Raw genomic sequence first — 13261 nt, forward strand, 5'->3', positions numbered from 1 at the left:
TCCTCCATTATTTTAGATCTGATGGGCAGGAAATTCTCCCCATTATAGCGCTTGCTGCCGCTACAGCAGGTGAGGCGATGTGAGTCATTGAACCTGGACCTTGACGTCCTTCAAAGTTACGATTGCTAGTGGAGACGGAACGCTGTCCTTTCTTCATACTATCTTCATTAAGGCCCACGCACATTGAACACCCTGATAAATGACGGAAGTCTGCCCCAGCTTTTTTAAATATAACATCCAGTCCTTCGCTAATTGCCTGATCACGTACTTGGATTGATCCAGGAACTATTACCATATCTACATTTGAATGAACAAATTGTCCTTCTAAAATGCTTGCAACAACACGTAAATCCTCTATACGCCCATTAGTACACGAGCCGACAAATACTTTATCTATTGATATATCTCGGAGGGATTGCCCCGGCTGCAATTTCATATATTCAAGTGCACTTTCAGCTGCCATTTTTCCACTTGTATCACTGTAGCTACTTACATCTGGTATACATTCGTTAAATGAGATGTTTTGCGACGGATTTGTTCCCCATGTTACTCTTTCAGTGACTGCATTACCATCGATGACAATTTCCTTATCAAAGGTTGCATTAGTATCACTTACAAACTCACGCCATCTTTTAATTTCTTCTTCTATATGAGGTTGTTCATTTAATATATTATATAAATAATCTATAGTTACATCATCAACACCAATAATTCCTGCACATGCACCTGATTCTACTGCCATGTTACATAAAGTCATACGGGATTCCATACTAAGTTCATGAATTGCATCGCCTGCATATTCAATGATATGCCCAATGCCTCCTCCAGTTCCTATATGGTTAATGATATAAAGAGCCAAATCTTTTGACGAAATATTTTCTTGCAGACTATTTTCTATCTTGATACGCATAGACTTAAATTTTTGAAGTCTTAAAGTTTGGGTTGTCAATACGTGTTCAACTTGACTTGTACCAATACCAAATGCAAGCGTAGCAAATGCACCATGTGTAGTTGTGTGTGAATCACAGCAAACAAGCGTTGTACCAGGAAGTACAAGCCCCTGTTCAGGGGCGATTACGTGCGTGATTCCTTGCCCGGGTTCACCAAGTTTGTACAAAGGAATACCAAATTCTGAACAGTTTTGACGCAATAGATCAACCTGATGCTTGCGTAATTCGTCAACTCGTAGCGCTTCAATAGAACGAGTTGGAGTGTTATGATCTTCAGTTGCTACAGTTAAATCTGGACGTCTAACTCTCCGCTTAGTGGCACGTAAATTATCAAACGCTTGAGGTGTATTTATTTCATGTAATAGATGCATATCTATATACATTAAATCTTCGTCATCTGCTAAAGGCTTGATGCAATGTTCACTCCAGATTTTTTCAAGTAACGTTTTAGCCATTTTTTACACCTTCTTTATTGGTAGTTTTTTATAAATTTATTCGTAAGTGGCAAAGCAATGACAGATGCAAGTCGAAAACCAGTATGTAGATGAATCGGAAATTCCCCCTTTTGGGAGGTAGTGGATGATGGTAGCATCAATTCCTCCGATTCACCAGGATAAAATAACTAATTGATTCTTCTTAATAAGTACTGGGAACCCCTGTATAAGGTTACTTAATTGATTGTTCATAAAATCGAGTTTCCTCTTTTTTATGAACAATGTTAGTTTTCATTACTTATTTGGTAATTTCTTTTATTTGATCACTAGCGCAACCATAAATACCATTATTCCAATAATCAGCGTATGTATCAGCTACTGTAGAATCCTTAAACGAATATGTTTTTAGAAGCCAGCGTTTAGATGTATCTTCAGAATTATTTACTTCAATACGTTCTCGATTATGTAGTCCAGCTTGATTTGCAAACACCAGCAAATCGCCGTCTTCAAGTCGATGGCGCTCTTTAGGTGACTTAGTCATAGCATCCTTAAATGCCAGCAATGCTTCTACTGCCTCTCTTGGTGCATCTGCAATAGGTTTAGTAAGAGTATCTTGGAAACAAATAGTTCCATCTTTTAGAACGGAATGTGCAACCGATTTATCCCAATGTTTCACTTTTTCACGTGTTAAATCATCAACTTCAGTGTAAAACCAATCTTCACTTAGAATTTGAATTTGCTCAGGTGATAAGTGACTAATAATGTCTTTCCCATCAATATAAGCGGTATAAACTAAATCATTTTTTGGACAACGTGCACCTAGGAGGGTTACAAAATCAGCTCTTACTGGGTGACTAGTACGGTCATTATGATAGATTAAATCACCATCAGTAAATCCTGTATTTTTACCTCGGAAGCGATTAATACTCACTACATCAGTAAAGAAATCACCATTATTACGTGATGCATAAGACAACAGAGGGTTACCAAGCAGATAAGCAAATGTCCCTAAAAATGCTTCCCCAAGAAATGTCTTTTTCAGTCGATATTTATCATTGATTGGATCATCATGATTTAAATCTGGAAGATTAGCATCTACGGGACAATTCTTCAGGACATGAACTAGCTTCCCATTTTCTCTATCTTCTCGAATAAGTTCACATAATTTAATAAAAAATTCAGGAATTATGTTATCTTGGATATTCTGAATCATCGTTTCCTTAAAATTAGAATAGTTTACATATGGTGAAATTGAAGCGACATTAGAAAGTGCTAAACTTAATTCATTACGTTGTTCTTCTGTAAAAATATGAAATGCTTTCATAGTTAAAATTCCTCCTTAATTAATTGTTCAACAGTAAAGATATCTGAAAGTTTTTTAATGACACTCATAGCACATTCATGACTATAGGCATCACTTGATGCAATACAATCTGATAGAGTTCTAACCTCGTATCCTCGATCATGCCCACTTAAAACTGTGCTCAATACAACGAAATCTGTTGCTACCCCACTCAAATAAAGCGTATCAATATCCATTGCATCTAAAACTGTTTCTAAATTTGTGTTATAAAAAGGATCTATACGATTTTTTGTAACTATAACTTCATTTGGCAAAGGTTTAAGTTCATCATGTACTTGTGTTGCCCATGTCCCTAGTAAAACTTGCTGTTTACTTTTCACATGACAAAACAATTTTGACCTTTCACTCCATTCTGGATAACCTTGGCTAAAGCCTACAATTACATAAATAACAGGAATACCAACTTTTCTACAGTGACTTATGGCTTGAGCAGTATGAGGAATTATTTGACGTTCCTCTACCTGTTCATAAAAACCGTCTTTTCCTACACTACCCTTTTCATGAGTAATATCATTAATTAAATCAAGTACAAGTAATGCTTTCTTCATAGGGCTACCTCTATTGGAGTTTGAATTTTTAGTTCACTCTGAATTTTATTTTTGAAAGTAGTTAAATCATCACACGTGCTACTATGTTGACTAGAAATAAATTTTTCATATAAATAATTAATTACGTTCTCACCGTATGGTACACCTAAGTCTTGAAGAAGGTGGCGAATTATTGTTCTGCCTGAATGACGAGTTACTAAAATTTGTCTCTCTCTACCTAAAACATCAGGTTTCACATACTCATACGTGTCTGGATCATTTAAAATTCCTTGTTGATGAATACCAGCTGCAGTACTAAAAACATATTTTCCGAATAAAGGTTGCATACGAGATTCTTCTAACTTAATAGCTTCTCTTAATTCTAGATAAGCTTCATATAACTTATCAAATTGAATAGTAGTATCTAACCCATATTCGTCTCCTTTGTAGTAAAGGATTGCCGCAATTTGCTCTAATGATGTATTTCCTGCGCGTTCTCCTATTCCACCAATGGTTGCCTGAACCTCGTCCGCACCAGCTTTAATACCTTCCAAGACATTTGCAACACCAAGACCAAGATCATTATGACAATGAGTCGAGATTTTAATATCTGGTCCAGCTACCTCACGCACGTAACGAATTAAATCTCCAAACGATGTCGGAGTTGCATAACCTGTGGTATCTGCAAGAATAATTTGAGTTGCCCCCGCTTTTATAGATGTTGTAGTGATAGCTTCAATATAATCATATTGACTACGACTAGCATCTTCTATTCCTACCGCAATGTTATTTTGGCCACGTTTCTTTGCATAAGATACTGCCTCAGTTATTTCTGCTAGCCCTTGTTCGCGTGTGATATTACGCTTGTTTTTCAAATGTAAATCACTACCAGTAGCTACCAACATTACGAGGTGTCGATCACTTACTCCTCCAGCATCTAAAGCGATTTTAACATCCTTTACTTGTGCTCTAGAAAATGTGGCAAATGATGCCTTCTTCAGCTGTGAACTAATCATTTGAGTTGCCAAAAAATCCGTGTGCGATGATGCAGGGAATCCAGTTTCAATTGTATCTACTCCAGCATTTTCAAGCATCAAAGCTAATTTCACTTTTTGCTCTGGTGTCATAGCATTACCAGGTGCTTGTTCACCATCTCTGAGCGTGGTATCAAGAAAACTAATCATACGTTTTTTCATTTTACTAATTAATTCCTCCTTGATTATTGGCTACATTTCTTTTTTGAAAATATTCACATCGTCATCTTATCCAATTATTAACAGAAGATAAATACCTAATATTGGGTATTTAAGTAAAATTTATGGAACTATAGTATATTAAACGGATGCATAATTAAGAAAAGGACTAATCTGCTGAATGTTTTATCTATTACTATAAAAAGCTAGTGTGGGGGGAATTTGAAAATGCAATTTAAGAAAAAAAACAGTATTATGCAATTGTTGGAACTTTATAATCAGGATATGCGTGTTGACAAAGTCAACTTGACTGCGGGCATTTATACAGATGAATCGGGAAATTGCCCTATCCTTGAATCCGTACGCGAGGCTGAATATTATCGTATTAAAAACCAAATCAATAAAGCATCATTTAATCTCGCTGGTGCAACAGAGTTTCATAAAGCTGTACGTACTATATTGTTCCCTAATATAAAGGGAAGTAGTGAAAATGATAATATTCAAGTCATACAAACTTTAGGTGCTAGTGGGGCATTACATCTTGCCGGCCAGTTAATAAATCACTATAATCCTTCAGCACGGATATGGTTAAGTTCACCAACATGGGAGAATCATCTTGCTCTCTTAAGCAGTCACTTAGGTGGCTTTGGCTCTTATAGATATCAGCCTGCAAATCAAGAACAATTGTGTATAGATACAATGATAGAGGACTTACAATTTGCAAACCCTGGTGACTTTGTACTGTTTCATGTTTGCTGTCATAATCCAACTGGTATGGATCCTGATTTATCCCAATGGAAGGTACTAGCTGATTTTTGTGCAGAACGAAAACTCATTCCATTATTTGATTTTGCATATCAGGGATTTGCTCATTCACTCCAACAAGATGCTGAACCTTTCACTATATTTAAGGAACGTCTTGATATGTTTATGATCTGTAACTCCTTCTCAAAGAATATGGGGATTTATGATGAACGTACTGGAGCATTAACACTTGTTTTTAAAGATACAGAGAAGTTGACACGTTGGCAAAAAACTGTAAAAGAATTAATTAGAGGAAGCTATTCTATGCCTCCAGTACACGGTAGCTTTATTGTAAGCCATATTATTAATGATTCCTTCCGCTTTGCCCATTGGCAACAGGAGCTTGAAGGTATGTGTAAAGATCTTCAGCAACGTCGTAATTCGTTTTTTTCTGAATTATCTAACGTAGGCATTATTGATGAAATTATGCCTTATCGTAAGCAAAACGGGATGTTCCTTTACCTTAATCTGTCTGAGGAAAAGATAGAATCCTTGAGAAATAAACATGGTATATACCTTCTTGATAGTGGTCGAATGTGTCTTGCTAGCCTCAGCACCGCAAATATGCCAAAAGTTTCTGAAGCAATGATGCGAGTTATCTAAATGGGACATATTACTTTTAAGTCGCTATTACAAAGGACAGGTTCCTTTCTTTTATGATGGAAAGGGTCTTCTTATTAAAATTGAGTTGTTGAAGAATTAAATAAATGGCTTTTATAAATTGAAAACATATAGTTTAGAGTTGAGTACACGAAAAAACATCTTAATATTCTTAGAATAATAGCAAATAACTGTTATTCTAAGATATTAAGATGAATTGAGTTTCATAAAATAAGAGATCGGTTTATCCCGCCCATATTATAAACTTTAAAAATAAAAGGAATATTTCAAACCAACGTTGCAGGGATAAGCTATTCCTCCCTAGATAGTGGTTTGAAATATGGATTTACAAAACCTGCTGAAATTATTCAGCAGGAGCTTTTTTATACAATATTTTGTTAGTTTTGGAGGAACATATGGAAGAAAACAACGTGTCGACTAAGCAATTAAACAAGCAGTTATTACCACGTCATATTAGAATGATTGCTATCGGTGGAGTGATAGGAACCGGTATTTTCAAAGGAAGTGCTGATACAGTTAGGTTAGCAGGTCCTGGAGTGATTTTTTCCTATCTATTTGCTGGATTATTACTTCTGATTGTAATGGGAGCTTTAGCTGAAATGGCTATCGCATATCCTTCTCACAATATGCAAGACTTGATTGAAAAAGCACTAGGAAGACGCTTTTCCTTTATAGTAGGGTCCACATATTGTTTCATGTGGCTAACTGTTTCTACCATTGAAGTAATAGCAGCAGGGAGCTTTTTGCAATATTGGTTTACAAACATACCTTTATGGGTACTTTGTCTAATCTGTTCTTTGGTACTCATCTTAATCAATGCTAGTAGTGTAAAAGCTTTCGGAGAAATAGAATTTTGGTTTGCAGGTATTAAAATTTTCGTTATTCTTGTATTTATTTTAGCGGGTATCATCATTTTATTTGGTATTGCACCAACTGAAAATAACCATTCCTATATGCATAACTACTCCGATTTTATACCTAACGGCTGGAAAGCTGTTTTCTCCACATTACTTGTTGTTATGTTTTCATATGGTGGATCAGAATTAATTGGTCTGACAATTACAGAAACACAAAATGCTGAACAAGTTTTACCAGGTATTGTAAAAGGGGTTATGTGGAGAGTCATTCTGTTTTATACATTACCAATTCTCATCATTTGTGGCTTAATTCCTTGGAATAAAATTGATGCAAATGCCAGCCCTTTTGTTCAAGTATTTGAAACAGTGGGAATGCAAGGAGCTAGTCATCTAATGAATTTTATTTTACTAACAGCTGTATTATCTGCCGCGAATTCTGGTATATACGGCTCTACGAGAATGCTTTTTTCTTTATCTAAATCAGGAGGTATTCCAAAACGTTTGTCATATGTAAGTAAAAACGGGGTTCCTATATATAGTCTACTGTTTAGTGTTGTATTTTTACTGTTAGGAACATATATTGTTTATTTATATCCTGATAAAGCTTTTAATTATTTGTTAGCTATTCCAGGATTTGCAGTTTGTATGACATGGATTAGTATTTGCCTAGCTCAAATGAAACTAAGAAGAACGTATAAGCAAGAGCCGCATTTCAAACTTTGGGGATTTCCTTATTTGACTATTTTTGCTATTTTAGCATTAACTACTAGCTTTATAGTATTCTTAATAAGCCATGGAAATAGTCTAAGCTCATTCGCGTGCATTATTTTTCTGTTACTCATAACAATTTCTTCATTTTTTACAAATAAAAAAGTGTGAGTTTCCTTTTTGAAAAGTTAAATAGTAAGAAGTAAAAAAAGTAGAAAATAAAATTTGATATGTTAATTCTAATAAAAAAAGAGAAGGTCACAGGCGAACCTTAATAATTTTATATATTGTTCTTAATTTTAGATTCAAGACAAAAATAAATAAAGAATTATAATGTTAAATATAAGACTTATAAAGTACTAAAGAACAATATAAACCTTATGAGAGAAATGGTAATTTATTATGAAGGAGGGATAATATGCTGAAAAATTCGGTTTTAAAGAAGGATAGAATCGATAATCCTCATCTTATGGTTTCACGTGAAAGAAAAGCAGAAAATACAATTGTGAATATTAAAGGAGAAAGAATTGGAGATGGTTCTCCACATTTCGTAATAGGACCATGTGCAGTTGAAAGTTACGAACAAGTGAGGGCTGTAGCTGAAAAAATGTCGAACAAGGGGTTAACGCTTTTACGTGGGGGTGCATATAAACCTCGAACTTCTCCCTATGATTTTCAAGGATTGGGAATTGAAGGGCTAAAAATATTGAAAACTGTGGGGATGGAATTTAATCTAGGTGTAATAAGCGAAATTTTAAATGTGAAGCATTTGGAACTGGCATTTGAATATGTAGATGTTATTCAAATTGGTGCTAGAAACATGCAGAATTTTGAATTATTAAAAGCTGTTGGAAAAATTAATAAGCCTGTTTTATTGAAGCGTGGATTATGTGCAACCATTGAAGAGTTTAAATATGCTGCGGAATACATTTTATCTGAAGGAAATGAGAATGTTATTTTATGTGAAAGAGGCATAAGAACTTATGAAACAGCGACTCGTAATACTCTGGATATTACAGCCGTACCAATTTTAAAAAAGGAAACGCACTTACCAGTTCTTGTAGACATAACTCATTCAACTGGTAGAAAAGATATTCTTACACCTGTTGCAAAAGCTGCTATAGCGGTTGGTGCAGATGGAATTATGGCTGAGGTACATCCAGATCCATTAAACGCACTATCAGATTCAAAACAACAAATGGATTTCAATCAATTTGATGAATTTATGAATGATGTACAGGATTTTATAAATGTAATAGCAACTATAAGAAATTGACATTCTCCCCTAAAGGAGCCAGCTGACTAACGTCGGTAGGATTCTTGCTACCAAAGGCGAAGTCCATTTCTGATTTCGCTGACGTGCAAGATTGCGGTGTGCCATCACCACTCCCACAACAGACCAAATAGGTTCGTGGGTTATGGTACTGTGACCATACCGTACAGATTGTTGGTTCTCGAATGTTTTTACGTCTTTTGCATGACTATGAGTAAAGTATACCATGTTTCGCTATGCAAAAACGATGCTTTCATCCCACATCTAAAGACGGACTAAAGTCCTGCGTGGGCTTTCTCGCATCGTAAATTCTGTAATGAAAAATGGTAAAAAATTGTAAAAAACGATTTGAAAACTATCAAAAGTTAACTTTGTTGACACTTTATGGATAAGATGATATAAATTTATTTGCATGCGCATACAAATAAAATAAAGGCAAGGAGGTAATTATTATATGAGTAAATTAAACTCTAATGTAAACCCACGTTTAGCACTTATTTCACTAATGATTAGTACTTTTGCAATTGGAACTACCGAATTCATTATAATGGGTATTCTGCCAGATGTAGCGAAAGATTTGAATGTAAGTATTAGTTCTACGGGATTATTAGTAACTGGTTACGCAATAGGGGTAGCGATAGGTGCTCCATTACTTACTGCTTTAACAGGAAAGATGCAGCGTAAAAAACTATTATTAATGTTGATGTTATTATTTGTAATCGGTAATACATTATGTGCTGTTGCTCCTACATATGAGTTTCTTTTAGTATCAAGGGTATTAGCGGCTTTTGCTCATGGAACATTTTTTGGCGTAGGTTCTGTTGTAGCTTCTAAATTAGTTCCACCTGAAAAGCAATCAAGTGCCGTTGCAATGATCTTTACAGGGGTATCAGTTGCGAATATTGTAGGTGTACCATTAGGCACTTTTGTTGGACAAGCTCTAGGGTGGAGAGCATCTTTTTGGATTATTAGTGCATTAGGGGTTGTGGCAATATTATGTATTACAAAGTTCATTCCACAAATGGCTCTTACTTCGGTTCCAAGTTTTCGTCAAGAAATTAGAGTGCTGAAAAAGCCACAAGTTCAACTTACTTTATTAATGACTATTCTTAGTTTTGTAGGTGTTTTTGCGGCATTTACATACATTGCACCAACTTTAACAGACATCACAAAATTTAGCGCTAGTGCGATTACACCGATTCTCCTATTGTATGGATTAGGATTAACAATAGGTAATACAGTAGCTGGTAGACTTTCAGATTGGAAGCCCATGCCTACAATTATTGGTATGCTCGCTTTATTAACACTTGTTATGGGAAGTTTCTATATAACAAGTGAATATAAAATTTTAGCTGTTATTACTGTGTTTTTATGGGGATTTACTTCATTCGGGCATGTACCGGGTCTACAAATGCGAGTTATTGCAAAAGCGAAAGGAGCACCTAATATTGCAGCTTCTTTAAATATTAGCGCATTTAACTTGGGAATTGCTTTAGGATCCTTTGTAGGAGGAGTAGTAATTAACACTAGTTTAGGTTTGAAGGCAATTCCATTAGTTGCAGCACTTTTAACTGTATTATGTATTGGGGTTGTCTTAGTAGGATGGTTATTTGATAGTAAAGAAGAAAAGCAAGTTCAAGTCAATCAAGACTTAAAAATTAAAAATGCTTAAAATAAAATGGAAAAGGGGTTATTTAAATGAATTTTTCTCAGTTAAAGAAAACAAATATTAAAATTTCAGAAATTGGTTTTGGAACAAATGCAGTAGGGGGACATAACCTCTATGCAAACATTGATGAAGAACAAGGAAAGAAAATGATTGAAGAAGCAGTAAGCGGAGGAGTAACATTTTTTGATACATCTGATTCCTATGGGCTTGGACGCTCTGAAGAAATTTTAGGTGAGACGATTAAACATAAACGTTCTGAATTAGTTATTGCAACTAAAGGGGGAATTGAAAAATTAAATGATGGTTCAACAAGAATTAATAATTCACCGGAATATATGAGAGCAGCAGTAGAAAATAGTTTAAAACGTTTAAAAACAGATTACATTGATTTATATTATATTCATCTTGTAGACCAAAGTATTCCACTTTCAGAATCAGTTGGAGAGCTTTCACGTTTAAAAGAAGAAGGGAAAATTAGAGCAATTGGGATCTCAAATGTAGATCTAGAACAATTAAAATTAGCTAATTTTTCAAATGAAATTTCAGCCGTACAATGCCCATATAACATGCTAGATAGATCTGTAGAAGAAACTTTATTACCATATTGTGTACAAAATGAGATTTCTTATATTCCATACGGTCCTCTTGCATTTGGTATTTTGGGTGGGAAATATACAAAAGATTTTGTTTTAGAAAAAGCAGATTGGAGAAATGATGTAGAGCTCTTTAAACAAGAAATTTACCAAGAAAATTTAGAAAAAGTTGAAAAGTTAAAGAATATTGCGTTAGAAAAAGAAATGAGTCTTCCAAACCTTGCACTTTCTTGGTTACTTGTTCAAAGGGGAGTAGACGCAGTAATCCCTGGTGGTAAAAGACCTGAGCAAGTACGTCAAAATATTCAAGCTAGTAGTACTCACTTAAATACGGATGATATTAAAAAAATTGAAAATATTTTAGAAACCATCAAAATGTAAAAAATCACAAGAAGAGCCACTAGTTTAAACTAGTTGGCTCTTTATTATAAAAAATATATTCAAATAATAACAGTAGCATCATCATTAAGTAAAGATAAGGCATATAGCAATTATATTTACTTAATAAGGACAGTAAGAGATGAGAGAAGCTTAGTCATATCTTGGGATATGTTTGATTTTGTTAAAAGTTGAATTAAGTGGTCCTGGTAAGATGATGTCATTTCATTTACTTTTTCTTCACCTAATGTAGTTAATTTAATATAAACCCCCCTTTGATCATCCAGACAAATGTGTCGTTTAACAAAGTTATTTTCTAAACGAGATACAAGTCTAGAAATTGCACTTTGGCTAAGATTAACGGACTCAGCAATATATTGGATACGCATTTTTTGTTCAGGCTGCTCTGATAATAGCCAAAGTACACTAAATTCACTGAGAGATAGTTTGTATTTTGATTGGAGATGTGTATCCAATTCATTCATAATTCCTACATATGTTCGAGAAAAATCGGTCCATTCTCTTACAATATTTGTTTTTTCCATGACAATTCACCACATTTCGTTCAAGGTTATTTAGGTAATATTATTATACATAATTTAATAGTGTAAAGAATATATTCTCCAAGCCGAGTACTTAATTATATAACAAATATACAAAGTATTATAGAGTGTGATAGGTATATTTGTTAACAGAAGTAAATCATAAGTAGTTTGCAATTGAATAGATGTTAGAAGTGATAATATGGACTAAAGAGTGGGAAAATAGATGGAAAGTTAGAGAGAGATCTAAAAAATTATTAGAGGTGATTAAATGCGTAATCCTATTCATCCTAATACTAAAGATATTATATTAGAGCAAATTCTTTATGCTTTAAGTGATTCTAATAGATTAGCAATTGTGGATTGTTTAAATCAAGTCGAAGAGATAACTTGTAATCAAATAGAGACTTCAGTAGCTAAGTCAACACTTTCTCATCATGTTAAAGTATTAAGAGAATCAGGAATTATTAATGTAATACCAAAAGGAAGAAAAAGATATTTATCATTAAGAAAAGAGGAACTAAATATGAAATTTCCATTATTATTAGAAACTATATTATGTTCATATACATCAAAAATAGATAATAAGAGAGAAAATCCCCACTCTAATACATTTTAGAGTGAGTTTTTTTTGTGGGGAATTATTTAGAGAGATAATATTGGATATATATATAAGGGCTATCTTAACTTTTAATGCCATTCTTAACAACTTTATATGCTTATCTTAACTCCTGATGGAAGACAAAAAAATCCATATAATGATAAATTTAGTTTACAGAATGAACAAAGAATTTGGAGGAAAAGATGTTATGAGTATAAATGTATTGGAGAAAAAAGAAATTGAAGCAGCAATAAATATTTTGCTAACGACAGAAGGATCGACTACTAAGGCCATTGAGAACTTAGTGGGACAAAATGTAACGATTGAAGTATATGATCAAGAAGTAGTATTAAAAAATGAGCTACCTAAAGAAATAGCTAGACATTTTTTCGGTTCAGAAAAGTTTTTAAAAAGAACCTCAACTTTAAAAATTGGAACGCAAAACGTATCTCATAATATAGTTTATGCATCTGTAGATTTACTACCAGCAGAAATTGTTCAAAAATTAAGGGACGGAAACCAGCCGATAGGAAAAATTATACAAGATTTAGGGACTAGTAGAAATATTTTATCGGCACAAGTTAAAAATATAGAATCATATAGAGCTATATTACATAAGGCGAACTTAACGGATGCTACTTATCCAGTTAAGGAGTATAAAATTTTAAAAGGGGACTTTTGTTTATTTTATATTTTTGAACTATTTGAAGAAACATGTATTTCTAGAAATTTGAAGTGATTTTAGAGA

At 33.9% G+C, this 13261-nt stretch carries 12 protein-coding genes; 7 read left to right on the forward strand and 5 right to left on the reverse strand.

The genetic code is table 11. From position 1 onward, the window contains the following. Positions 1–7: 7 nt before the first annotated feature. From leuC to ACYVEC_RS18970, 4 genes are all read right to left on the reverse strand, one after another. Entirely contained in the window at positions 8–1405 is a 1398-nt protein-coding gene (gene leuC, locus ACYVEC_RS18955) for a 3-isopropylmalate dehydratase large subunit (RefSeq protein ID WP_460507783.1), read from the reverse strand. Between the two features lie 277 nt (positions 1406–1682). After that, positions 1683–2708 carry a TauD/TfdA family dioxygenase gene (locus ACYVEC_RS18960; RefSeq protein ID WP_460507787.1) on the reverse strand — a complete coding sequence of 342 codons (1026 nt, stop codon included), beginning with the start codon at positions 2706–2708 and terminating at the stop codon, positions 1683–1685. 2 nt (positions 2709–2710) lie between these two features. Continuing rightward, positions 2711–3295: a cysteine hydrolase family protein gene (locus tag ACYVEC_RS18965; RefSeq protein WP_460507790.1), complete on the reverse strand. Its 585-nt coding sequence runs from the start codon at positions 3293–3295 to the stop codon at positions 2711–2713. After that, positions 3292–4470, reverse strand: a complete 1179-nt coding sequence (locus ACYVEC_RS18970) for a LeuA family protein (protein WP_460507793.1) — start codon at positions 4468–4470, stop codon at positions 3292–3294. Before ACYVEC_RS18970 ends, ACYVEC_RS18965 begins: the two co-directional genes overlap by 4 nt. A gap of 225 nt (positions 4471–4695) precedes the next feature. On the opposite strand from ACYVEC_RS18970, the gene ACYVEC_RS18975 reads away from it, so the two are divergent. The 5 genes from ACYVEC_RS18975 to ACYVEC_RS18995 all read left to right on the forward strand — a co-directional run bounded on the left by ACYVEC_RS18975 (position 4696) and on the right by ACYVEC_RS18995 (position 11373). Beyond that, a complete protein-coding gene (locus ACYVEC_RS18975; RefSeq protein ID WP_460507796.1) occupies positions 4696–5874 on the forward strand; it encodes an aromatic amino acid transaminase in 1179 nt (392 codons plus the stop codon). Between the two features lie 413 nt (positions 5875–6287). Continuing rightward, complete coding sequence (locus ACYVEC_RS18980; RefSeq protein ID WP_460507799.1) at positions 6288–7628, forward strand: amino acid permease; 1341 nt, start codon at positions 6288–6290, stop codon at positions 7626–7628. A gap of 247 nt (positions 7629–7875) precedes the next feature. After that, positions 7876–8733, forward strand: a complete 858-nt coding sequence (locus tag ACYVEC_RS18985) for a bifunctional 3-deoxy-7-phosphoheptulonate synthase/chorismate mutase (protein WP_460507802.1) — start codon at positions 7876–7878, stop codon at positions 8731–8733. 451 nt (positions 8734–9184) lie between these two features. Then, positions 9185–10402, forward strand: coding sequence for an MFS transporter (locus tag ACYVEC_RS18990; protein ID WP_460507805.1), 1218 nt, complete (start codon positions 9185–9187; stop codon positions 10400–10402). Positions 10403–10428: 26 nt separating this feature from the next. After that, positions 10429–11373 (forward strand): aldo/keto reductase, encoded by a 945-nt coding sequence (locus ACYVEC_RS18995; RefSeq protein ID WP_460507809.1) that lies wholly within the window; start codon positions 10429–10431, stop codon positions 11371–11373. 116 nt (positions 11374–11489) lie between these two features. Here ACYVEC_RS18995 and ACYVEC_RS19000 read toward each other — a convergent pair whose 3' ends face one another. Next, complete coding sequence (locus ACYVEC_RS19000) at positions 11490–11915, reverse strand: MarR family winged helix-turn-helix transcriptional regulator (RefSeq protein ID WP_460507812.1); 426 nt, start codon at positions 11913–11915, stop codon at positions 11490–11492. A gap of 268 nt (positions 11916–12183) precedes the next feature. Here ACYVEC_RS19000 and ACYVEC_RS19005 point away from each other — a divergent pair, with 268 nt between their 5' ends. Further along, positions 12184–12531 (forward strand): ArsR/SmtB family transcription factor, encoded by a 348-nt coding sequence (locus tag ACYVEC_RS19005; protein WP_460507815.1) that lies wholly within the window; start codon positions 12184–12186, stop codon positions 12529–12531. 190 nt (positions 12532–12721) lie between these two features. Next, complete coding sequence (locus ACYVEC_RS19010) at positions 12722–13252, forward strand: chorismate pyruvate-lyase family protein (RefSeq protein WP_460507818.1); 531 nt, start codon at positions 12722–12724, stop codon at positions 13250–13252. Positions 13253–13261: the final 9 nt, after the last annotated feature.

Source organism: Bacillus sp. MN7755, assembly GCF_054771475.1.